The organism is Rahnella sp. CJA17(1/100) (assembly GCF_963881615.1).
In the GTDB taxonomy this organism is placed as follows: Bacteria; Pseudomonadota; Gammaproteobacteria; order Enterobacterales; family Enterobacteriaceae; genus Rahnella; species Rahnella aceris.
The window spans coordinates 1-23,145 of record NZ_CAWOJA010000073.1; the positions used below are offsets into that span (position 1 = coordinate 1).

22 protein-coding genes, 1 tRNA gene and 2 pseudogenes are annotated in these 23,145 nt (G+C 49.7%); 4 read left to right on the plus strand and 21 right to left on the minus strand.

The genetic code is table 11. The features are described from left to right. Nucleotides 1–97, plus strand: a 97-nt coding sequence (locus AACU55_RS22150; protein WP_134706128.1) for a transposase domain-containing protein, incomplete at its 5' end; no start/stop codon positions are given. 117 nt (nt 98–214) lie between these two features. Here AACU55_RS22150 and virB11 read toward each other — a convergent pair. From virB11 to AACU55_RS22220, 14 genes and pseudogenes are all read right to left on the minus strand, one after another. Continuing rightward, the gene (virB11, locus tag AACU55_RS22155; RefSeq protein ID WP_134706129.1) at nt 215–1,243 is read right to left on the minus strand and encodes a P-type DNA transfer ATPase VirB11; all 1,029 of its coding nucleotides are present in this window, start codon (nt 1,241–1,243) and stop codon (nt 215–217) included. Beyond that, complete coding sequence (virB10, locus tag AACU55_RS22160) at nt 1,233–2,537, minus strand: VirB10/TraB/TrbI family type IV secretion system protein (RefSeq protein WP_134706130.1); 1,305 nt, start codon at nt 2,535–2,537, stop codon at nt 1,233–1,235. Before virB10 ends, virB11 begins: the two co-directional genes overlap by 11 nt. Continuing rightward, a pseudogene (locus tag AACU55_RS22165) lies at nt 2,534–2,851 on the minus strand (TrbG/VirB9 family P-type conjugative transfer protein); the annotation flags it as partial. The pseudogene AACU55_RS22165 and the gene virB10, both read right to left, overlap by 4 nt. 35 nt (nt 2,852–2,886) lie before the next feature. Continuing rightward, nucleotides 2,887–3,108: pseudogene (locus tag AACU55_RS22170) on the minus strand (hypothetical protein). A gap of 399 nt (nt 3,109–3,507) precedes the next feature. After that, nucleotides 3,508–3,717, minus strand: a complete 210-nt coding sequence (locus tag AACU55_RS22175) for a TraR/DksA family transcriptional regulator (RefSeq protein ID WP_009635174.1) — start codon at nt 3,715–3,717, stop codon at nt 3,508–3,510. Then, complete coding sequence (locus tag AACU55_RS22180) at nt 3,707–4,294, minus strand: DUF2857 domain-containing protein (protein WP_134706131.1); 588 nt, start codon at nt 4,292–4,294, stop codon at nt 3,707–3,709. The genes AACU55_RS22175 and AACU55_RS22180 overlap by 11 nt, the downstream gene beginning before the upstream one ends. Before the next feature lie 14 nt (nt 4,295–4,308). After that, nucleotides 4,309–4,503, minus strand: coding sequence for an AlpA family transcriptional regulator (locus tag AACU55_RS22185; protein WP_009635172.1), 195 nt, complete (start codon nt 4,501–4,503; stop codon nt 4,309–4,311). Between the two features lie 301 nt (nt 4,504–4,804). Then, entirely contained in the window at nt 4,805–5,509 is a 705-nt protein-coding gene (locus tag AACU55_RS22190) for a hypothetical protein (RefSeq protein ID WP_335290039.1), read from the minus strand. Between the two features lie 164 nt (nt 5,510–5,673). Next, the gene (locus AACU55_RS22195; RefSeq protein ID WP_134706132.1) at nt 5,674–6,171 is read right to left on the minus strand and encodes a cupin domain-containing protein; all 498 of its coding nucleotides are present in this window, start codon (nt 6,169–6,171) and stop codon (nt 5,674–5,676) included. A gap of 24 nt (nt 6,172–6,195) precedes the next feature. Continuing rightward, the gene (locus AACU55_RS22200) at nt 6,196–6,954 is read right to left on the minus strand and encodes an SDR family NAD(P)-dependent oxidoreductase (RefSeq protein WP_134706133.1); all 759 of its coding nucleotides are present in this window, start codon (nt 6,952–6,954) and stop codon (nt 6,196–6,198) included. 12 nt (nt 6,955–6,966) lie between these two features. Next, a complete protein-coding gene (locus AACU55_RS22205) occupies nt 6,967–8,139 on the minus strand; it encodes an acyl-CoA dehydrogenase family protein (protein ID WP_134706134.1) in 1,173 nt (390 codons plus the stop codon). A gap of 60 nt (nt 8,140–8,199) precedes the next feature. Next, complete coding sequence (locus AACU55_RS22210; RefSeq protein WP_134706135.1) at nt 8,200–9,642, minus strand: FAD-binding oxidoreductase; 1,443 nt, start codon at nt 9,640–9,642, stop codon at nt 8,200–8,202. A 4-nt stretch (nt 9,643–9,646) separates the two neighbouring features. Then, entirely contained in the window at nt 9,647–10,756 is a 1,110-nt protein-coding gene (locus AACU55_RS22215; protein WP_134706136.1) for a GNAT family N-acetyltransferase, read from the minus strand. 21 nt (nt 10,757–10,777) lie between these two features. Continuing rightward, the gene (locus AACU55_RS22220; RefSeq protein ID WP_134706137.1) at nt 10,778–11,962 is read right to left on the minus strand and encodes an MFS transporter; all 1,185 of its coding nucleotides are present in this window, start codon (nt 11,960–11,962) and stop codon (nt 10,778–10,780) included. A 270-nt stretch (nt 11,963–12,232) separates the two neighbouring features. On the opposite strand from AACU55_RS22220, the gene AACU55_RS22225 reads away from it, so the two are divergent. Together AACU55_RS22225 and AACU55_RS22230 are read left to right on the plus strand one after the other, a co-directional pair. After that, complete coding sequence (locus AACU55_RS22225) at nt 12,233–13,150, plus strand: zinc-binding dehydrogenase (RefSeq protein WP_134706138.1); 918 nt, start codon at nt 12,233–12,235, stop codon at nt 13,148–13,150. A gap of 179 nt (nt 13,151–13,329) precedes the next feature. After that, a complete protein-coding gene (locus AACU55_RS22230) occupies nt 13,330–14,211 on the plus strand; it encodes a LysR family transcriptional regulator (protein ID WP_134706139.1) in 882 nt (293 codons plus the stop codon). A gap of 191 nt (nt 14,212–14,402) precedes the next feature. Here AACU55_RS22230 and AACU55_RS22235 read toward each other — a convergent pair whose 3' ends face one another. From AACU55_RS22235 to AACU55_RS22245, 3 genes are all read right to left on the minus strand, one after another. Beyond that, the gene (locus tag AACU55_RS22235; RefSeq protein WP_134706140.1) at nt 14,403–15,665 is read right to left on the minus strand and encodes a tyrosine-type recombinase/integrase; all 1,263 of its coding nucleotides are present in this window, start codon (nt 15,663–15,665) and stop codon (nt 14,403–14,405) included. Between the two features lie 161 nt (nt 15,666–15,826). Next, nucleotides 15,827–15,902 (minus strand) — tRNA-Asn (locus AACU55_RS22240). A gap of 151 nt (nt 15,903–16,053) precedes the next feature. After that, on the minus strand, nt 16,054–17,262 hold the full coding sequence (locus AACU55_RS22245) for an aminotransferase class I/II-fold pyridoxal phosphate-dependent enzyme (RefSeq protein WP_134706141.1): 1,209 nt from the start codon (nt 17,260–17,262) through the stop codon (nt 16,054–16,056). Between the two features lie 203 nt (nt 17,263–17,465). On the opposite strand from AACU55_RS22245, the gene AACU55_RS22250 reads away from it, so the two are divergent. Further along, nucleotides 17,466–18,668 carry a glutamine amidotransferase-related protein gene (locus AACU55_RS22250; protein WP_134706142.1) on the plus strand — a complete coding sequence of 401 codons (1,203 nt, stop codon included), beginning with the start codon at nt 17,466–17,468 and terminating at the stop codon, nt 18,666–18,668. A gap of 59 nt (nt 18,669–18,727) precedes the next feature. On the opposite strand, the gene AACU55_RS22255 is transcribed toward AACU55_RS22250, so the two are convergent. Genes AACU55_RS22255 through AACU55_RS22270 form a run of 4 tightly spaced genes read right to left on the minus strand, consistent with a single transcriptional unit; the run spans nt 18,728 to nt 23,135 of the window. Continuing rightward, the gene (locus tag AACU55_RS22255; RefSeq protein ID WP_013574984.1) at nt 18,728–19,648 is read right to left on the minus strand and encodes a dihydrodipicolinate synthase family protein; all 921 of its coding nucleotides are present in this window, start codon (nt 19,646–19,648) and stop codon (nt 18,728–18,730) included. A gap of 34 nt (nt 19,649–19,682) precedes the next feature. Then, on the minus strand, nt 19,683–20,867 hold the full coding sequence (locus tag AACU55_RS22260; RefSeq protein WP_134706143.1) for a M24 family metallopeptidase: 1,185 nt from the start codon (nt 20,865–20,867) through the stop codon (nt 19,683–19,685). Next, nucleotides 20,864–21,961 (minus strand): mandelate racemase/muconate lactonizing enzyme family protein, encoded by a 1,098-nt coding sequence (locus tag AACU55_RS22265; RefSeq protein ID WP_134706144.1) that lies wholly within the window; start codon nt 21,959–21,961, stop codon nt 20,864–20,866. The genes AACU55_RS22260 and AACU55_RS22265 overlap by 4 nt, the downstream gene beginning before the upstream one ends. Before the next feature lie 10 nt (nt 21,962–21,971). Next, on the minus strand, nt 21,972–23,135 hold the full coding sequence (locus AACU55_RS22270; RefSeq protein ID WP_112151789.1) for a M20 family metallopeptidase: 1,164 nt from the start codon (nt 23,133–23,135) through the stop codon (nt 21,972–21,974). Nucleotides 23,136–23,145 lie beyond the last annotated feature (10 nt).

Here is a 23,145-nt window from a genome sequence, read left to right on the forward strand (position 1 = left end):
AGCCTACCTTCGCCATGTCCTGAGCGTACTGCCGGAGTGGCCCAGCAACAAAGTGGCGGAACTGCTGCCATGGAACGTAGATCTCACCAATAAATAATCGTCAATACGGTGCTCACTTAATGCTTACGCGCTGAGTAATAATGCGCAGGATAGTGTTTTTTTCATTTCGGTCACCTTCATCTTTAAACGAGGGTTGCGTAATTCGATATGTTATTTACTGGAGCCCTTTGCTGAATACACCTCTCATGCCATTAAGATGAAGGGGTTTAAAATAAACATCACTCATGCGGCGTATGTCACCGTGAATATCAATGCTGACGATCACATCAATGCTCTTAAGCACCTTGCGTAACAGCACGTCGAAAGGCATGTTCCGGCAGTCGGGGTTTTCATAGCAGCGGTCAATTAACCCTTCAATACATTCTTCCGGGCTGCCCGCATGCAGGGAGGTCATCAATCCCTCATGCCCGGAACCGACGATTTTCAGCGCATCCCAGGCTTCCCGACCGCGAATTTCTGCCAGTAATATCCGGTCAGGGTTCATACGATAATTGGCACGTATCAGTCTGCCGGGCGTGACAATGGCATTATCCCCGGCGTCCGCCGGATAAAAGAGATGGACATAATTGGTGTGATGATAGAATCGGATTTCGGGGTTGTCCTCGATGGTGGTCAGCCTGAGGTGCCGGGGAATAGAGTGCAGCAGCGTTTTCATATAGGTGGTTTTGCCGGATCCGGTTTCACCAACGATAAAAATCGTCTTGCCATATTCCACCGCTTTTTCCATAAAGCGGGAAATATCCCCATCTTGATAATAGCGGGTCAGTTCAACATCTTTGCCTTCCGTTCGCTCCTGACCGCTTACCCGGTTATAAAATCCCGCATCAATCCATGACTGATGCGTTTTCTGCCCGAATGAGGGCTTGCGCAGCGTAATAGACACGGTATTACGCTCACAGGCCGGGGGAATAATGGCCTGAATGCGCTCGCCTGACTCGAGCGTGGCGGAAAGGATCGGCGATATGTCGTCGATATTATCTTCCTGCCACGACGCCAGCGCTCTGGCAAAGGCGTAACACTGACGCAGCGTAATCGGGGCTTCATGTCTTCGCCATTTCCCCCGGATTTTGGTATGCAGTTCACCCGGCCGGTTAACGGCAATATCCGTCAGGCCGTCCTGCGCAATAAAATCACCAAACAGCTGGTTTTTCATAAAATCCAGCGACAGGTTTTCAGCGTTCATACCACCTCTTTTTCACTCGCAGCTGCCAGACGGATGAGAAATCAATATCGGTACCGGTCATGATGCCGATGACATCACCCTGATTCAGGTACAGGGTGGGCGGAATATTGATGCTGTTATCCAGCGTCGTTTTCGCCATTTCAGCCGTGGCGGCGCGGGTGTTTTCGGTGTAGTCGGTATTGCGGTCTTTCCCCGGGGCAGCATCCGACACCGCCGCTGCCACGTCCTGCACCGTACTGAGCATCAGGGCATTGCCGAAGCGCTCCCAGAAGTGATTGTCGATCCAGCCTGAGATCCCCGCCTCGCCGAGCGGGCCGCTGGCCTGCGTGTTGCTGAGCGGGATTTGCAGGCTGCCGGGCTCAGGCGTGCGCAGCTCCGTCCACAGCACAAACATCCGGCTGCGTCCGTGTTGCAGCGCCCCGGCGCGGTAGATGCCACGGGCGACCGTTCCCGCCGGGATCAGCGTCACATGGTTGCTGGCGCTGTAAACATCTTCACTGATCAGGCAGGAAATATGCCCCCCGACATCGGACACGAAGCGCCACATCATCGAACAAGGGATATAGCGGTCCACCGGGATATAGAGATCAGGATTGAGACCCAACCGTCTGACGCCGGTGACACGGGCGACGTCTGGATTGTCGTTGTTACCCGTTTCCGGCGCGGCAGTCTCCGGGCAGCGCAGGCGGCCATCCTTTCCTCGGGTCAGTACTGACGGGCAGGATGTGTACGTCGTGGATGATGACGGACTGTCGGACGTTTCTGCGTTGCTGCGAAGTTGGCCCGGGGACGTGCGTGTATTATCGCCCGGCATTGTTCGGGCGTTGTTCAGCCCTTCAGCCAGCGCGGCTGCCTTGTTCAGGGCGGGTGGGGCTGTTGGCAGGGTGGGTGCGGAGGAGACGGTCTGGCTGACAGGGTCTGTTCCGTCCTGTGTGTGCGGCCCGAACAGGCCAAACGGGTTACTATCCATGCCCAGATTTTGACGCTCATGCAGCGTCTTCCCGGCGGAGGGCGGCGGCGCGGTGTCGGCTTCTTTCTCATTACCCCCTTTCAATGCACTGAAAAGACGATCGCCGCCGGATGCCAGGGCGATCACCAGCGCCAGACTCAGCAGGCTGACGATCAGCGTGCGGCGACCGGATGCCTTACGAAAACGGGTCACTTCCGGCTGGCCGGGCGGTGTTTTCTGCTCCGGCTCCTGATACGCCATTGCCGCACGGGCGCGTTCGCGGGCTTCCGCTTCCCGCTCTGCGGTGGTTTTTTCCGGTTCGTCCGGGACAGCTTTATCGGTCATTTCGCCTCCAGCGTAACGGACGGTGAAACAGTGTCGCTGCGGGTTATCGGGATGCGCCCGAATCCGTCGTTTTCGATCCCCACCACCGAGGTGCCGTAACGCAACACCAGTTGTGGCGCTGCAGGAACCACCATCACGATGTAGTTACCCTGTTTAACCGTCCTGGGCGTGACCGCCTGCTCCCGTCCGTTAACCGCCTGGAAAACGGAAGGCAGGGTTCTGATGGGGGAAAAACCGATATATGCAAAACGACCATCGTCCCAGGCAAAATCCGGTGCGATGGAGGTCGAACCGGCGGCCAACGCGTACCGCCATCAGACGGTACAGGGCCGGAAAGAAGAAAGGGCGATTAAACGGGTTGAGTATCCTGTGTCGCGTCGCCGTCATCCCTGGGCTCAAGGAGCACCAGCTTGCCGGAGACAGCAATGCCGGGTGTCAGTACCACGTTCAGGCCGGGTTTACCGTGATGGGCAAAAGCCACGCCGACTTTAGTCCACTAGGTGTTTTTTTCACCCAGTGGGTCGGGCTGACTTTCCTGAGTGACAAATACGTGGTAAATGGGTTTTCGCATGGAATATCCTTTAATTAAAATAACAGTGCATGAAATAAATAGGTCACATCCCAATTCTGCATTCCGGTTTTAACGGGTCAGCGAGAACATTCAGCGGCACCCTGAATTGTGGTTTCGTGACAGCCCGAACCTTATTTTTAAAGAGCAGCACCCGAACCAGGTGAATTAACGTCAATACGGGTAACTATTATGTAATGACGTTTTCATGATCAGATATCCGGGGCGGCATATACACGATAAATTCAAAGTTAAAATGAGAGAGATAAATGAGCGGTGGAGGGGGATAAGCATTGGGGGTAAATAAAAGGAAGTGAAATAGTTAATAAAGACGACTGTGGATTTATAGTTAATGATAGAGACATGCAGGGGAAATATTCCTGCATGTCTCTGTGACCATTATTAACGTCTTCGGCGTTCTAGTTTTTCCTGACATTCCGTGCAGGTGGTTATGCCCGGAAGTGCCTGCCGTCGCTTTTCAGGAATGGGCTTACCGCATACGCGACAATGGAATAATGATGGCGTAGACCCTGGCTTAAAACGACTCTGTTCAATCATATCCTCCAGTCGTTGCTCGTTAAATTCCTGATCGCGGTCAATCTCATCTGGCATGGGCGGCCCTCCGGTCTGACGCCTCCTGTTCGCAAAGTGCGATACGCTTCCAGACGATGGTCAGTGACAACCCTTCGACTTTCGGCAGCAGGGTTTGCGTTACCTGCATCATGGCGGCCAGCGCATCGGTTGATTCCAGGTTGGCCACCCGGCATTGCTGCCATTGCCGCCAGATAGCCGCATCCGTATCTTCGTCCGGCTCTGGCGTCCGGCCATAAGGCACACGGACGCCCAGCAACCGGCGGCGAAGGCAAACTTCGTTGGAGGTGAGGCCAAAATACTTGTTGAGTAGCGCAATTGACCCGCCGAGCCGGATGGCGTGGTTGATGCGCTGTTGCTGCAGAACCTCCTCACGTGATTTCGCCAGAAGCAGGTGTAATGCGTCGTGATGAACCGTCACAGCCAAAAACTGTGCAGACTCCCGACTGAGGATAAACAGCTCGTCTAGTGATAATTGGTTGAGGGCATTCATTTCGTCGAAAGTGAATCCTAGCGATTCACAGTAACGAATATTGCCATCCTTCAATGCATGCAGGGCATCGGTTAACACGGCGTAATTAAGTGATGGGATAATCATGGTATTTTCTCACTTCAGCCTATTGAGCGGCGGACTAATTTAATATTGATCCATTCGTCAATTTCCGATTCGAGCCAGGCGACACTGGCCGGGCCAATCTTGATTGAGCGGGGGAAGGTGCCGTCTTTCATATATAGATAGATTTGAGAGCGCTTCAGGCCAGTTTTTTCTTCAACCTGTTTCAGACGCAATAACTGATGAGATGTCACGGTATTCTCCTGTGGCAGATATAGCGCTAGCCGGGAGAACACACGACAACACAAAGTCGTGGTGTAGAGAAAGTTGATGAACCCGTATTACGGAAAATACAATCCTTAATACGGGTTTTCATAGCGAAGGGCATCATCTTACTTTTGTGTTGGTAGGGAAGGGGGCGAGCCGCGCTCAAGCGCAGTCTTGAGCGTGTCGCCACTGAATCGATCAGTAATGCCTTCCTCAGATGCCCATTGTTCAAAAATGGATAGCAACTTGTAAGGCTTTCCTATCAACGGGCTGATAGTTTCATTATTTCTACAGGCAAGCCAAAATAGTCTTGATAGAGGGGATGATATGCGTGTGGAAGAATCCGAGGGTGATTTTTTTTCCAGCCAGCCAGTTGAATAGTTTATTTAACTCAGTTTGCCTGATAACAAAACATGCATCCTTCGGTAAGTTATAAATAGGTAAATAGGCATCATTAAAGCTTAAATCTATGCCGTTTAATGAGATTCCATTGCGTAATGAAATTCTATTGTGAACTAGAAAGGTTTCCCCTGATAAGGAAACAGTGATGCCATAGTTATTGTTCCCTCTAAGTACAGGCGATGGTATTTTTAGATTGTGAGCAAGTATGCATTGTATGAGAAAATATTCATATCCAAAAAGACTTGTATCAATGACGCCATGAGCAGTGTGAAAATATTTACCTTCGGTGCTGAAAGTTAAGTTACTCTCGCTAAAGAAATCGATTTCATCCAACGTAATTTTGTCGTCCGGTAAGTTATTATCTTTAGGTTTTAGCTTTAATTTATGGTTATAGGATTTTATTTTCCTCAAGGTTATTGGAGACTGAAAGTATATCGAAAGGAGGATTTTTCCCTGCAGAGCATATCGATAGATATCACTTTCTTGTATTTTCCTAATGCCGTTTTTCTTTGATGCTTTAACTGCTTCTTTGATAGTTAACCAGTCTGAGTGTACATTTTTATTCTTAAAAAAAGCGAGTCTGTCTGACATAACATATCTCCTTTTACATATTCGTGCTGATAAATATAATGCCCTCTCATAAGATGAATAAATAATGATGGTTGATGAAAGGTTAGATGGTTTTTTAAGTAACACCCGTTCAGATTTATTTGTAATATAAAAATGCCGCAAAGACTCCGCGGCATTTTGGTTTCTTACAAATTTGGATTAACATCGGGGTTTTCAAAGTCTGGAACAAAAGAAAGGTATTTCCCACCAATCTTAATGGCCCGTCTGTTTGCTTCGGCATCATGAATATGTAGTGGTGGTATAACGCCCTGTTTTGCTACGATTCCTGTTTCCCTAAAGAACCCTTCGAATCCAGCAGGAGAGAACATGAGTAATATCTTGATAGGTTTAATACTGTTATTTCTAAATTGATGATAAATCCCCTTGGGAACATAAACAAAATCGCCTGGATTGGCATGGAAAATAATTTCTCCGGCTCTTACTGTTAATTGTCCATCTAGTACATAAAAAATCTCATCAGCGTCTTCATGAAGATGCCAAATCGGCCCCCCACCTGGACCCACAAATCCCTGGATAATAGAAATATTTCCCCCGGTGTTTTCTTTATCCAGTTTTATAGTATAAGTGTCGTTATTTAACCAAAGCGGAACGCCTTCATTGTCTCTAACAATAAATGGCTGCATGATCTATACCTCAGAAATAATAATTTAAAGAGAATGGCCACCATCGATAACTATTCGTGAACCCACTAAGTAGTCAGACTGGCCTGAGCAGGACCAAATAATGGCTTCAGCGATCTCTTTAACATCGCCAATACGCCCAATGGGGATCAAATCGCGCCATCTTTTGTCACGGTCAGCCGCCGATTCGCCGGGAAGTTGGGTCATTTCGGTGGCCAATGGGCCAGGGTTTATTGAGAAAATCCGCACGCCGTGCGTGATAGCCTCTTTTGCCGAGACGCGGGTCAATGCATCGACGGCAGCCTTTGAAGCGGTGTAGGCCGCCGTGCCCGAAATATTCAGTCCGATAGACATATTTGATGAAATATTAACGATAGTCCCGGCCCGGTTTTCTTTCATCGACTGAAGTTCGCGCTTCAGACTTTCAAACAAACCAATGACATTAGTAGTGAATACGTGATTAAAGTCTTCACTGGAGGTTTCATCGACAAAACCAAAAGAAAATACTCCGGCGTTATTAACGGCAATATCAAGAGCGCCGACTTTATTTTTTATTTCATCAAACAGGTTATCTATTGATTGATTATTATTTACGTCGAAAGGAATAACCCATGATTTGCCAGGGGTCTCGGAGATCGCTTGTGCCGTTTCTTCGAGTTTCTGCGTATTTCGACCTGCAAGAATAACGGTTCCGCCAAGTCGTGAAAATGCCAAGGCTATTTCTCTGCCAAGTCCACTGCCTGCGCCGGTTACAAGAATTTTCTTTTGCGAAAAAATACCACTCATCGGTTCTCTTCCTTATATAAAGTAATCTTCGACTTTGCCACCAAGGAGAATATCGCCGCACACCTGCAGGACTTTTTCCTGCGCGACAGCGTGCTGGCAAATGGTGTTGATATCACGTAATGCGCGGTCAAAAGGTGTTTCATGGGTGTAGATAGAACCCCCACCCTGTAGGTCATACAAGCTTGAAACGATGGTTCGCGCGGTTTGAAAGGCATTTCTTCGACTCAAAGCTGACTGCACGCGCCAATGAGTAATATCGTCATGAGCGGCATCGGCTTCGAGCGCCTGCCATAATGTACTTACGCTGGTGAGAACCGCGTTTCTGGTGATAAATAACTGATTCTCTGCGTTAGCCACCGCCGTCTGTATGCGCTTTGAGTTTCGCCATTTCACATCATTGATTCTGTCTGTGCGGTCGTCGGCGACGTCGTAGATATAGTCCAGACAGCCTCTCGCAAGCCCCAGCGGGATACCGGCCATTTTGCGTAAAATTGCATCCGGCGTTTTGTGCAGTGGCCCTTGACGTTTTGGTGCCGAGAAATTGAACGCGTGCTGTTCGGGAATGAACAATCCTTGCGTGGAGTAGTCCTGACTGCCGCTTCCGCGCAGCCCGGTGGTGAACCAGGTATCGGAAAAAAGGTAATCGGCAGGACGCGCCAGCATGACTCGCCAAAGGGGCTTGCCGTTATCATCCAGTATAAGATTGCCGTTACGGTAGAGGAAGCAACCTGCCGAGATGACATCGCCATGAGGCGATCCACTGGCAAAACGCCATTTGCCAGTGACGATGTAGCCGCCATCAACTATCTCGGCTTTTCCCTGCGGGTGTATCCAACCCGCCACGGCCAGATTGGCGTGTGGAAAGATCTCTTTGGCGATTTTTTCTTCCAAGAAACCTGAATAAATACCTGAGTCACAACCGATCATGGCGCACCAGGCGGTAGCCGTATCGCCCTGGGCGAGTTCTTCCAGCACAAGGATTTGCTCAATCGACGTCAGTCCGGCACCGCCCCATGATTGTGGGAAACACATTCCAAATATCCCAATGCCACGTAGTCTTTCAATAATATTGAGTGGTATCCTGCGATGCTCTTCTATTTCACGAGAGGAGTTACGTAATTCACCGCGTAAATCTCTTAGATTAACTAATATATTGCTAAATGTATTAATGTCATGAGTTATCATGGATACACCTCAATAAATGAATCTATATAATTAAATATTAAAAGTACATATTAGGTAGAATTAATAACTATATCGCCCGGATGCGAAAATTCCCTTTGGATCTAAAGTTTTTTGCAGACTTCTGATGATTTCGCCTTCACGAAGCGTTCTGGCATTACGACTATTGGCGAGAGGATGTTCGACGTCCAAACGATAAGGATAAAAACCTGAAGCACTGAATTTTTCATGAAGAAGTTTCAGAGCCTGATGAGCTTTTTTTATTTCCTCTTCCACGCGTTCAAAACGAATGGATACGACGAGATCAATAATCTGATCACTCAGCGTATTAATTGTGGCGCCGCAGCGCACGCCAGTAGACTCGAAGATATCGTCAAAATGTAGATAAGCCTCTTTAATAGCCTGACCGGTAAAAGGAAGCAGAGGCAAGAAAAATATCCAGCCTTTGCCTTCGGCATCTATTTCAGCCGGTGTAGTACCGAGCGTCTTCTCCAGAAGGATATCATGATATTTAGTATCCCCTTGATAGGCAGCGGTAACTAGATTGGCGACGATATCATCTTGATAAGGATTCGTAGGGCTGTCGCTCCAGATCAAAGAGATGAATTTCTCGCCAGCTTTTACAAACTCGGTTTCCAGCGCGGTGGAAAGTGCCGACACTACTGAGGCGGCTCCCGAAAGGGGCAGGTGAACGAGAAACTCGCCCTTATTCGCACCATACGTCAGTGTTGAGGTTTCATCATAAACCTTAAGTACACCGTGAATTAACCCTTGTGCTGACCAACGCTGGAAGGTATTGATAGCATACTCTAAGTTTTCGGGAGAAAAGGAAATATAGGCGACGCGAGATTTTTCTGGTCGATTAAGTAGTCGTACAACGCCACCGGTTATAATTCCGAGATTCGATTGGGTGAATAACTGTACCAGTGAAGGGCCAATCCCGTGGGAGTATAATGCGCTATGTTTTCCCTGTTCCGGCCACCAGCCCACTCGGTGCAGTGTCCCGTTGGCGAGAACAATTTCCAGGCCGAGAAGATCTTCTGTACGCTGGTGCCTCAACCCTACGCCCCGATCGAGAGCATTACCTAAAAAACTCGTTTCTGCAGATGAGGCTGTCACATTAATAAAGCGATGGGTGTTCAGTAATTTTTGCGATAATGTTCCCTGCGTCACACCTGGCTCAATGACAGCATAACCCTCTGCGATATTAATCTCGCGGATTTTATTTAATCCGGTCAGCTTTAACTGCACGGCGTTGTCTGACGGAGGTTTTGTTGAACCTAACCCCCAATTGTATCCAGTTGAGTAGGGATAAAGCGCTGTTTCCCCGTCAAATTGATCTGCAAGCTTAACAATACGAATTACTTGTTCAATACTGGAAACATCCACTCGGCCAGAAACCGATGGGGAAGTATATTCGCCAACATCATTCGGTGTGTTTACATAGGCGACGACGTTTTTATGATCTAAATGCTGTTCGAGAAAGGAGATGAACTTTTTGTTCATTTAATTAATCCTCTATTTTGCGATAGCTAATATTCGGGTTCAGAAAGAAATAGTGCATTTCATTACTGTATGAACCATCGTGATTTTTCAATCGTCCCGGACGCATCCCCTCAAATTCAAACCCTCCCTTTTGCGCGACTCTTTCTGACGCGATATTGCCTTCTTTGACACCAAGTTCTAAACGTACATAACCAGCTTCATTAAAGGCCCATTTTTTCAAAAGATTCAGTGCCCTTACGGCGTAGCCCAAACCACGGTATTCCGGCAATATCCCGTAACCAACATCACCTACATGAGGTGGTACAACATTACGGATAACAATTTTTCCTACAGCATTACCAGTTGAGCATTCTATAATAGTGAGCAAAATATTAGGGCCTACGGCTGAATTAAGCCCACAACGACTAATTTTTTGTTTAATTTCATCAAACGATGCTGTTTCGAATAAACCCCACTTAGATGATTCAGGATTTGATTGCTCTAGCCACATACAAAATGTGTCTTTTGGTTCAGCCAAACGCAGTGCAATTTTCTCATCGCGATAAATATTGCTATCCACTGCAGGAAATAATAGACTTTTTGCCGCATTACTGTGATCCATCAATAAGGAAAAAACTGCGAATTCCTGTAATTCTGATTTTGAATTGAGTTTTTGTGAAATGCCTTCAAAACTGTACCCACTCAATACAAGACTATTAATAACTTTATGATTGTCAATCAGAGTTCGCGTCTCAATTCTCAGTGCTTTATATTTTTTAAATAAAAGCATCGAAAGTGTTCGGAATAGTCCAGTTTTTATTTTTTCTCCTAAGGGTGTATGAATGTTAATATCCAAAACAATACTGTTCTCATCATTTTCTGATGAGCGCAGGAAAATATCCCCGATGTGTTCTGGCTTGCATTTTCGTATTACATGAATTTTATGTGTGATTGACTTCTTGTAGGGTGTCTCATCTAATAACCTTGTCTCGCAGCGTTGGTCAATAATTTTATCACTCTCGCTGTGGTAAATAATCGGGATTCCTTGTTTATAATTATTTTCGGAAAATAAATGTGACTCCGGAATAGTTTGAATGTTATTTTCATAGCCTAATGAATTAATTTCACTGTTCATGGTCTATTCCTATAGATATAGTCAGATATTTGCCTGAGGATTAACAGCAGGCTCATCGTAACGGTTATTCCTCAAAACAGGGAGTAGGGTGACAATCGCCAATCCGGCTAAAAAAATGCCGATGAGCGCCGGTGCACGGTAACCATAACCTTGATCGATTGCATAGCCACCGGCCCAAGAGCCAATCACTACACCAAGACAAATGACAGAAGTATGCATGGTGTTAATCAATGAGGTATTTGGTGCTGCTTTAAACACGCGTGAGGACATGGCAGGAGTGAGAGTAATACCAGTAAGTCCTAAAATCATTACAGATATCAGCACTAATATTTTATTGTCGTAGAAGGTATAAAGCCCAAACAGTGCAAGTACTAGCGCGACGCTACCGGTGAAAACAACTTTAATCGGCGATTTATCTGCTAGTCGACCTACAAAGAAGTTACCAATTACCGTGAATGCACCGTAAGCGAAAAGAATAGCCGGGATATATGGAGTATCGAAACCGACAGTGTTTTCAAAATAGGGAACGAAGTAACTGAATGTCGCGAATGTTGCAGCAATAATAAAGAAACTCGTAATAAATGCCCCCCAGATTGATCTGTTTATAATTGAACCAAATTCAGCCTTAATACTACCCTTAGCCTCCGCCTTGAATTTAGGAACAATCAGTATAATACCTATTCCGGCTAAAGCTGTAAGGACAATAATTAATGCGAAGGAAACTCTCCAGCCATAATACTGATCAAGTATTGCTGATAGTGGCAGTCCCGCCACCGTCGCTATCATCATCCCGCCCAATACGATGGAGGCTGCAACGCCAAAGCGTTCCGGTGGAACCATTTTTGCCGCTGTCAACAGAGCAAAACCGAAGAAGGCTGCCGAAGATAATCCGGTCGCAAACCTCGCTACTGCTAAAAGATCATAAGTTGCAGAAACGGTTGCGACGACTTGGGCGACAAGAAATATGCCAGTAATAGTCAATAATGCTGCTTTATTGCTAAGTTTAACTAAAAATGTAGCAAGCAAGGGACCACCGAAAACCATACCTAATGAATAAATGGTAATTAAATATCCAACTTTAGGAATGGAAACACCTAAATCAGATGACATGGATGTGATTAATCCTGCGACCATGTATTCAGATGTTGTCATGGCAAATAGAGTAAAACCTAAAATATATATTGCCGCTGGAAGTGGTTTGTTCATAAGAATTCACTCGATGTGATTAACAGTACTGAAATTAATACCCTCGATTATCAGCTTTTGTAAACAGAATATGAATCATAATTGTTATGACATTTTTCACCAATATAATCGGGTGGTTTATCAAGTTGTCGTGTTAGGTTAGGAGGTTAAGATATCGAATTTTGGTAATTGAATTATCATTGGCTTATCTTAAAAATAGATAATGTTATTTATTTAAATGTTATTTAATTGATTTTTCTGAATGTGTAAATATCGAAAAGGAAAATAACAATGAGTGAATACGTGCAAGCAATTGTGAAATCAGATACTGGTGGTTTTAGATTTACCGATGTACAGCGGCCAGTCAGAAGGACGAAAAGTGATATTTTAATCAGAGTTTCCAATATATCACTTAATCGGGGAGAATTAGACTTTCCCTGGGAATCGGATAAGCCTGCCGGATGGGATGCATTTGGTATTGTGTTCGAGACCAGCACCGACGGTCAGGGACCAAAAATTGGGGAGCGGGTATTAACATGGAGTTTTTCGGGTGCTTGGAGCCAATATCGCGTTGTCGATCGTGCCAATGTCGCTATCGTGCCAGAGAGTGTATCAGCATCGGTTGCAGCAGCGTTGCCGGTGGCAGGATTAACGGCGCTGCGTTCTCTGCGATCCCTTCATTTGCAGCCGGGCCAGTCTCTGGCCGTTACCGGCGCAACGGGCGGAGTCGGGCATTTGTTGGTTCAGTTGGCAATGCATGCCGGTATTAAAGTTTCGGCGGTGGCGCACAGTCAGCGTGGATTCGATTGGCTGCAAGCCAGCGACGTTAAACCCAACGAGGTACTATTGGCTAAAGAATATCCTTTTGAGGGAACCTTTGATGCACTGGTCGATACCGTAGGTGGCGATTTACTGGCTCATCTATTAGACAATGTTGTCCCTAATGGCACAGTTCTCATTCTGGGCGTTGCCTCGGGACAGGTGGCGAGCATAGACACCACAATTTTGGTATCACGAGGAATCGATCTGATTTCTTATAAGGATTATTCCCCGGCCGGAGAAGATTTAAAAACCTTGCTCACTCTCGTTGACGAGAAGATCATTAAAGTATACGCGGATAATATTGGTAGTTGGGATAAAGTCATTAAACAGGATTTCATGCATCTTCTCGCTCCAGGCAAAGTCACGCTCAACGTACCTCAGGACTAAGCTCAACTCGTACATAGTCCTTCTATGATGTCGCCACGCAAGGATATTGCAATAATTGTGGCGACATAGCGTTATCTTTTAACTAATAACACATTGATATTTAACTTCTGTCAGTTTTTTTGTATCTTGATACCTCCACGAGGCATAGATGTTCGTGTAAGAGATGTAAGAGAAGACTTATGGATTTAAACGCGCTTAAAATCTTTATCAAGGTAGGGGAAACGCAGAGTTTTACCAAAGCTGCGCAGGCATTGGGCCTCACCCAATCAGGGGTCTCACGTGCAATTACCAGACTTGAGCTCGACCTCCGTGTTACCTTGCTTAACCGCAATACACACTCTGTAAGTCTGACTACCGATGGCGTTTTTTTATATGAATCCTCAAGAAGCCTGATTCATGAAATGGATGAGGTTGGGCATTCGATTACCGGCAGAACGGTATTCCCTGAAGGCGAACTAAAAATAACGACACCTTCTGCCTATGGCCGATTGGTAATTATTCCTATGCTCAAAGAGATTCTGGACAGATATCCGGCATTAACAATTGACGCGGTTATGACTGACCGATTGGTTGATTTGGTGGAAGAAGGCTTTGACGCGGCGATTAGAATTGGCAGCGTACAGGACTCACGGCTTATCGCAAGAACCATCAAGCATTTACGTTTTGTCACCGTTGCGTCACCGGAATATTTAAACAGCCACGGAATTCCTAAAGAGCCAGCGGAACTGGTACAGCATAACTGTCTGGCTGTTAAAGCACAGAAAACTGGGCGTAGCACAAAGTGGTTTTATTATATAGCGGGAGAACAGCAGGCGTTTGATATTAAAGGTAATCTGGTCGTCGATACTGCGGATGTACTGTTAGAGGCAGCACTTAGCGGGATGGGAGTTGTTCAAATAATGGATTTTGCGGTCGGTAAATATCTGGAAAACGGTAAACTGGTCGAGATACTACAAGAATACTCCGAGGCTTCGATTCCGCTTTCATTAATTTATGCAAAATCGCGCCATCGTTCGCCTAAAATCAGTACATTGCTGGCGGCGTTAGGAATAAATACTTGACCCCCAACACAGATGCAATTGCGCTTGATTTGTGAGGGACCAAATTCAATATCCTGCTCCATTCTGTGACTAAAAACCAAACTCTGTATCAAGTTGACGGTATTTTAACTCTATATGCGAAGTATTTAGTCTTAAACGGGGCCCATTAGCTGAGCCCTTTTTCAAGCTTATCAATCGGTATATACCGAAGTTCAGACTTTGGACTGCTGATGGCCCAAAATATAGGATGGCACGAATTCCTCTCTGCATCTGTCCAGATAATCTGACCACCACTGCATCATCGCCTTGCGGGCTTCCAGATGCTCCGCCTTGTGGATGTATGCTGCCCGAACGCTATTGCGCTCCTGATGGCTCATCTGACGCTCAACCGCATCCTGTGACCAGAGACCTGATTCAATCAGGGCACTACAGGCCATTGCCCGAAACCCGTGGCCGCAGACATCCTCTTTAGTATTATATTCCATCAGCCGCAGCGCCTTATTAACCGTATTTTCACTCATTGGTCTGGATGGATTCCGGATGCTGGGGAACAGCAACTCCTGATCACCGGAGATTTCTCTTATCTGCTTCAGTATGTCGATGGTCTGATGTGACAGCGGGACAATATGTGGCGTACGCATTTTCGTCCCCCTGTCGGAATAGCGGACTCCGGGGATCGGCTCTCGTGTGGCGGGGATAGTCCAGATTTTGTTTCTGAAACTTATTTCCGTCCAGCGGGCAAACCGCAGTTCACTGGAGCGAATAAAGACATGCAGGGTGAGAGAAACAGCCAGCCGGGTTAATTCCCGTCCCTGATGATAACCATCAATTCGGCTCAACAGTTCGGGTAGTCGTTCAAGGGGAAGGGCGGGATAGTGTCGTTTAACCGGTGCTGCGATGATACCTTCGAGATTCGACGCCGGATTGCTCTCAATCATCCCCTGATGCACGGCATGCCGCATGATGTTGTACATATGTTGCCGGGTACGTGCTGCGACTTCCAGCAGACCTTTTTGCTCAATGCCTTTCAGCAGATCGATAAAGTGACGAGGTTTCAGTTCAGCTACTGGCAAGTGTCCAATCACAGGAAATATATGATTGTTCATGCTGGCAAGAAGACGGGAGGCGTGGTTCTCTGACCATGTTCTGTTGCTTTTATGCCAGCTCAATGCAACGTGCTTAAATGTTTTTTCCGGTGAGCGGGCAGCTTTCTCTGCGATACGTTGCTGTGATGGATTGATATTCTGCGTCAGCAGTTTGCGTATGCCATCACGTTGCTGACGAGCGTAAGCCAGAGAAACATCGGGATAGGCACCTAGGCCGAGGCGGGATTCTTTACCATTGACTCGATATTTGAGATACCAGAGACGTGAACCGCCTGGATTGACTAAAAGGTACAGGCCATGAGAATCGGAAACTTTGAAAGGTTTAGCGGATGGTTTTAAGCTGCGGATTTTTGTGTCGTTAAGAGACATTTGGGGGTCACTCCGTCATCGAACCAACTTGACCCCAAATCTGACCACCAAATTCTCCCGATGCAGAGGGAAAACTAAAAATGCATCGGGAATATTTTTCACGCTAACTTATTGAATCTAAATCACATAAGGATTCGCAAAGAGGCATGAAAACAAGAATTTGGCTCCTCTGACTGGACTCGAACCAGTGACATACGGATTAACAGTCCGCCGTTCTACCGACTGAACTACAGAGGAATCGTTGGAACGGGGCGAATAATAGCGACTGCCCCGTGGCATGTCAAAGGGGAAACTGAATAAATGTGTGCGTTTGCTGATACTTTAGCCAAGTTGTTGAGAATAGAGTCAAAAAGGCTCGTTTTCATATTGAAGCAGGCCTTTATCGGTCTTAACGCAATTCACGACAAGCGCGGGTGATCCGCTCGCAGGCTTCCTGCAACCGGTTGTCATCGATGGCATAAGCAATACGCAAATAACCCGGCGCACCAAAAGCAGAACCCTGAAGCGTGGCGACATGGCCTGATTTCAGCAGATAAGCTGCAAAATCTTCATCTGTTTTGAGAATATCGCCTGAAGGTGTCGTTTTACCTGACATCCCCTGACAATTAGCGAAAACGTAAAATGCGCCCGGCGGCGTTTCGGCACTCAGGCCGTCAATGGCATTCACGCAGTTCATGATCAGGGTGCGACGGTGCGTCAGGATGTCGATCCAGTCCGCGATGAATGCATTGCCCTGTTCCAGAGCGGCAACAGTCGCGGCCTGAGAAATGGAGCTGGGGTTGGAAGTGCTTTGCGACTGCAAAATTTGCATGGCAGAAATCAGCCACGCGGGGCCGCCCGCATAACCCAAACGCCAGCCGGTCATTGAATAGCCTTTAGAAACACCGTTTACGGTCAGGATACGCTCTTTCAGACGAGGTTCGACTTCGGCGAGTGTGGCGAAAATACCGGGCACAAAACAAATTTGTTCGTAGATGTCGTCTGCCATCACCAGCACCTGCGGATGCTGCAGCAGAACGGCGGCCAGTGCGTGGAGTTCGTCAGCTGAATAGACTGCCCCGGTCGGATTGTTCGGGGAGTTGAGGATGACCCAACGTGTTTTCGGGGTGATTGCGGCGGCTAAAACTTCCGGCTGCAATTTCCAGCCATCACTTTCCAGACAATGAACAATCCGCGGTTCACCTTCCGCCAGTGCCACCATATCCGGATAAGACACCCAGTAAGGAGCAGGAATAATCACCTGATCGCCAGACGAAACGGTGGCCAAAAGTGCGTTGAAAATGAGTTGCTTGGCGCCACTGCCCGCGATGACTTCGTCCGGGCGGTAGCTGATCCTATTTTCACGATTAAACTTAGTCATGATGGCGTGTTTAAGCGCGGCGGTACCGGCAACGGCAGTGTATTTTGTGTCACCTTGTACAATCGCGTCGATGCCGGCCTGCTTAATATGTGCGGGAGTATCGAAATCCAGCTCACCTTCGCCCAGGTTGATGACATCAGTACCTGCCGCGCTGAGCGCACGAACCTGGTCGGAGATCGCCGCTGTCGGCGAAGGGCGCACGCGACGCAAACGAGGTGCAAGAAATTCAGCAGACATTGTTTCCCCTGTATGAACAATAACAAAATTGTATTATGTGAATCATTAAAACCAATTTAAACTTACCATTCTTCTTTTTGCTTTGCTCATAATTTCTTCGTGCTGAGCGGTATTTTACTGACGGAAACGGCAGGGCAGCGGGTATTGCTGGCGGTGAGCCTGCGGGCTGTCTGAACTTTTCATTTATATTTCAAGGTTGTCTTATGGCTTTTATTTTTGTTGCACATGACACACCTGAGCCGTCGCTGTACGGTGCGATGGCGGCAATACTGGCGGCACAAAAGGATTTACCGCTGGCGCATCTGCCGGTGAGCTGGGATACCGCACGCTACCCTGATGCCTGCCAGCACGTCGTTGGTGAAGGGCAACGGGTAACCAGCGGGTTGCTTTGGGCAGAACGGCTGATTTTGCAAAGTGCCGGTAAAGTGATGAAGCTGGAAGAATTGCTGAAGACGTATGGCACCGGGGATGTGGTGATCCCCCTCGGGCCAATGCAGATCATTCAGTTCACTCAAATTGCACGGCAGGTTCGCGAAAACGCGTTTGACTATGAATTGATTACGGTTGAGCGCGAAAATCAGGGGTATATGTTCAGGCGGCACGGACTGACGGATGAAGCCGCCGGATGCTGGTGGCGTGATCGTTATGGGCGCTGGATAAACCACGATACGCCGCCACAAACCACCACTTCGCTGCGTATCGCGCTGGTCGGTGCGCAGTCCGAGCAGTGCACGACCTATCCGGCCACGCTCGCTGCGCTGGGTGATGCCGCGGATGCTTTATCAGTGTCGCTTGATATGGTGTATGCCGCGCCCCAGGTGCTGGAAGATCATCTGCATGAAGTGATGGAAAACGTCGATGGTATTTTACTGCCGGGCGGATCCGCGATGTGTAATGTTACCGGACAGATTTGTGCCGCACATTACGCCCTGAATCGCCATATTCCCATTCTCGGCTTGTGCCTGGGCATGCAAACCATGACTACGGCCATCGTGCAGAACATGATGGGTTCTGCGAAAGCCAATCTGGCGGAAGCGGATCCTGATGCTGATATTAAAACTTTTGTGCCGCTGACGAATACGCCAACATTGCCGGTTCACCGCCTCGGGGATCATCGGATGCATTCCCGCCCCGGCAGCCGGTTGCATGAGATTCTTGGCGATGAATTTATCGTACGCTACAACCACCGTTTTCACCTTGCACCTGAACTGAAACCGGATCTGGAAAATCACGGATTACTGATCAGCGGGACCGATGCCACCGGCAAGATTGCTGACGGAATCGAATTCACCCGCCATCCGTTTTATCTCGGCGTGCAGGGCCACCCGGAGTTGTCATCACTGCCGGTGAAACCTCACCCGTTGCTGATAGCTTTTCTGAAAGCGGCGTCAGCTCAGCACGGATAAATTGACGGCACCATGAAAAATCCCCGCCTGCAAAGACGGGGATTTTTGCTTAAAGCGGGTTACTTCAGGGTGACGCCGGAACGCGGATCGGCGGCCAGACGGCGCAGTTCCTGCTCCACCAGCCCGATGACGTCAGCTTGCAGATCAATCAGCGGGGCGCGCACATGGTGGCCGTCAAAACCGCGCAGGTTCATGGCCGCTTTCACCAGTTGCGGCTGACCGAAACGGCGGGCCAGCGCCCGGTACGGATACCACAGACGGTGCAGTTCGCGGGCGGTGCTGGCATCGCCGCTTTCCAGCGCACGATAGGTTGCCAGAATAATTTCCGGCAGAGCGCCGCTGTTGGTGGTGCTGATGCCGTCAAAACCACACATCATCGGCCCTAAAAATGCCAGATCGGAGGCGCAGAACAGACGCAGACGCCCGCCAAGACGGTTGGCAATCTGGTCGATGGCGGTCGGGTTCAGATCACCTTGTTTGATACCCACCACGCCGTCGATGTCGGCCAGTTGCTCCAGCACTACCGGCGGCAACGTAATGCCGATACCCGGTGCGTTATACACCAGAATACCGGTGCGTGATAACGGTGCCATCTGTTTGAAGAAGCTGATAATTTGCGCGTCGGTCACTTCAGAAACAAACGGCGGCGTGACCATCGGCAGGCCACCCAGATCGCCCGCCAGTTGCGTTAAATCGCGCACGACACGGACATCTGACCCTGCGCTGCACAACATTACCGGCACGCGGTCACCCACCACTTCCATCACATGGCGGAACAGCGTGGCGCGTTCGTCGGCGGTCATCGCCGGGAATTCACCGTACGTGCCGCCAATCAAAATGCCGTCATAACCGAGGCCGATGACCCGCTCAATGTTGCGGGATAACCCGGCAAAATCAAACTCGCCGCCCGCCGTAAAAGGCGTCACGGTAATATTAAAAATACCTTTCAGGCGCGCCTGACTTTCACTGATGTCTTTCATTTATTCAATTCCCATCATCTGGTTAAAAGCAAAATCAAAGTAAGGTCAGCGGACGATCCACTGTGCCGAGGGCGCGATAGCCGGTTTCGGTCACAACAATGGTTTCGCTAACACCAACGGTGAATTCGCCGTAAATGCGCAATGCAGGCGGAATGTGGAAGGTCATTCCCGGCTGTAATTCGGTGGTGATGCCGCTGTAAAGGCTGAGGATCGCGCCTTCGCCCCAGTCCGGTGCGAACGAAATACCAATCGAATAACCGGTGCGTTTTTTGAAGTTATCGGTATAGCCAGCGCGGTCGATAACGGCCTGACAGGCCAGATGTGGCGCTTCGCATGTCGCGCCCGGACGGATGGCATCGAGTGCAGCCTGCAACGCTTCCTGACAGACTTTTTCCATTTCCAGCGCCACGGCTGGCGGTTTGCCGAGCCAGGCGGAGCGCATCAGGGCCGCGTGATAACGGTCATGAGTGGCGGCCATTTCAAGGAAAATTGGGTCTCCCTCGAGAATTTTACGGCGTCGCCATGTACCGTGCGGCACACCGGTGCGCGGACCGCTGGAGACCAGCGGTTCCATGCCCATATATTCGGAACCGGCGGCAATCGCTGCCCCCATCATGGCGGAAACCAGATCGTTTTCTGTCGCACCTGCGGCAATCGCCGCGCGGCCTGCCAGCATGCCGGCGTCAACGTAACGGGCGGCGTGCGCCATTTTTTCCAGTTCTGCGGCTGATTTCACGGCGCGCAGTTGCTCGATAACACCAGCCGCTTCGTGGATCGTGCCGATTTCAGCCTGTAAGGCTTCGTATATTGCGATCGGCAGAAACCAGCCGCGTTTATCGATCCCGATCCGGCTCTTCATCCAGCCACGCGTTTTCAGCACATCGAGCAGGAAATTCACCGGATTATCGCCATCGGTATAAATCGCCGCATCGCGGATAAAGGTGTTGGAGATGAAGTTGAAATACTCCAGCTGGCGGATAACAAACACCGGATCGCCTTCCACCGGCAGTACCAGCGTCTGGAAAGTGTAATAGCCCGGTGTTTGCTGACCTGTCAGGTAAAAGATGTTTTCCGGCCCGGTGATCACCATCACGTCCAGACCGGCTTTCACCAGTAACTGACGCGCCTTCGCCATGCGCTGCCGATATTCTTCTTCGTGAAACGCAGATTCTGCGCCTGGCACGACGCGGCCCGTATCGGGTAATGATGTTGCTGTCATTGTTCAAACTCCTGAATAAATTCTGCCTGGGAAGGGGTGAAGCGGATACCCAGCCCCGCGCCCGGCGGGCTGCTGAGTAACCCCTGATGATAGGAAAGGCCGTGAACCGGGTCGTTGCCCAGCCCGTCGGCACCGTAAAGTTCGGCGTAAGCGGGCTGGCAGGCGCGGGCGACGTGCAGGGCGGCGGCGGTAGCGGCACCGCCTTCGTTCATCTGACCAATCATGAAGGGCACGCCCGCGGCCGTAAGACGTCGTGCGGCAGCCATTGTCGGTGCAATGCCGCCCATTTTGACCAGTTTGAGATGCGCCATAATCTTGCCGTTCAGCGCCAAAATGCGTTCTAAATCCGCCTCGCTGCTCATGCTTTCATCGAGCATCAGCGGCACCGGACTGGCTTCGGCCAGCGCCGGATAATAGTGCGCATTAGCGTCAGAAACCGGCTGTTCGAGATAACGCATGTCAAACTTCGCCAGCGAGATTAAATGGCTGCGGGCGACTTCCGGCTGCCATTGGCCGTTGGCATCGGCGGACAAACTGATTTCGTGCCCGAAACGTCGGCGCAGCGCACTGAGCCGTGCTTCATCTTCTTCGAACGAAGCCACGCCGACGCGCAGTTTAAGCTGTGTAAAACCGCGATCCACATACGCCGTCGCCTGTTGCAGCATCTGCGCCATCGGCGTCCAGAACAGCGTCTGGTTGGTGTGATAACTCACCGTTTCGCTATTATCTGCGCCCGCCAGTTGCGCCACGCTGATGCCTTCCTGACGCGCAATCAGATCATGCAGCGCGATATCCAGCAGCATGCGTGTCGGTGCCAGAAAATCCGCCAGCCGTTGCGGCAGATTGAGCAAAATTGTGCTGGCAGGCTGACTGAGATCCAGTTGCTGCAACGCACGGATCACATCACTCAACACCCGTTCGGCGCTGTAACCATTGAGATACGCCATGTTGATGCGCACTTCGCCCAGCCCGTTGAAGTTTTTGTCTTCAAGCAGCAGATACAAGGTGTCCAGCCCCGGCACACTGCCCGACGAGGCGGTATAAAGTTGCAGATGCGGATACCGCAGGTCGGCGCGATATAATGTCGCTTTCACCGTTTTCCCCTCAGCGTTTGAGCATTTTTAAGGCAACATCGCAGTAAATTTTGCTGCCTGCCACGAATTCATCGATGGGGATAAACTCATCAGGTTTATGCGCGACGGCCAGCGAACCGGGGCCGATGATGATGCCTTTAGTGCCCAGACTGCGAAAATGCACCAGATCGCATCCCCCCTGAAAACCGAACGGGCCGGGTTCAGGATTGCCCTGGGCGGCGCAGGCTTCAACGCCCGCCCGCACAATCGGATCGTCAGAATCGGTTTCGGTCGCACCGCCGGTGGTGGGTTTGTAGGTGATGATTTCGCTGCGCACACCGAATTTTTCCTGCGCCAGTTGCAGTAAATCCTGAATTTCCTGTTTCACGGCGTTTTCGTCTTCGCCCGGCACCATACGCCGGTCGAGCAATAATTCGCAGGCGCCCGGCAGCACGTTATCGGCATGTCCGCCGCTAATGCGCGTGACCGTCAGGCTGGCGTTACCGACCAGCGGATGGCAGCGACAACGCACGGTATGTTCATGCGTTTCTTCCACCAGACCGAGCAGTTGCGCGGCACGGAAAATAGCGTTCTCGCCCAGCTCCGGTGTGCCGGAATGCGCGGTGACGCCATGAACGCGAACCAGCGGACGTAAACTGCCTTTGTGCGCCGAGTATGTGGTGTTGGACGTCGGTTCGCCGATCACCACGTAATCGATATGCGCCGGGGCTTCGCGCACATAAAACTTCGCGCCTTCGCTGGCGACTTCTTCGTCGGCGACAAAAATCGCCATCAGCGTGCCGCGCCAGTCATTGCGGTTGGCCGCGAGCCAGCGCATGGCTTCGATCATGGCGATCAGCGGGCCTTTAGCGTCGCAGGCTCCGCGGCCATACAACCGCCCGTCGCGTTCGGTGAGGGTGAACGGATCCTGCTGCCAGCCTTCACCGGCCGGTACGACGTCGATGTGGGTATTAAAGGCAAAGCACGGGCCGCTGCCATTTTCCAGCCTGCCAATCACGTTGGTGCGTCCCGGTGCGTACTCACTGAGCGTCAGGTCGAAGCCGATGTCGCTGAGCATGGCGCTGATAAGCTCTGCGGCCTCGCGTTCACGTCCCGGCGGGTTTTCGGTGTTGATCGCCACCAGTGCGGCAAGATCGCGTTTCATTCTGCTGATATCGGGCGATGAAAGACTCATCGGTGTCTCC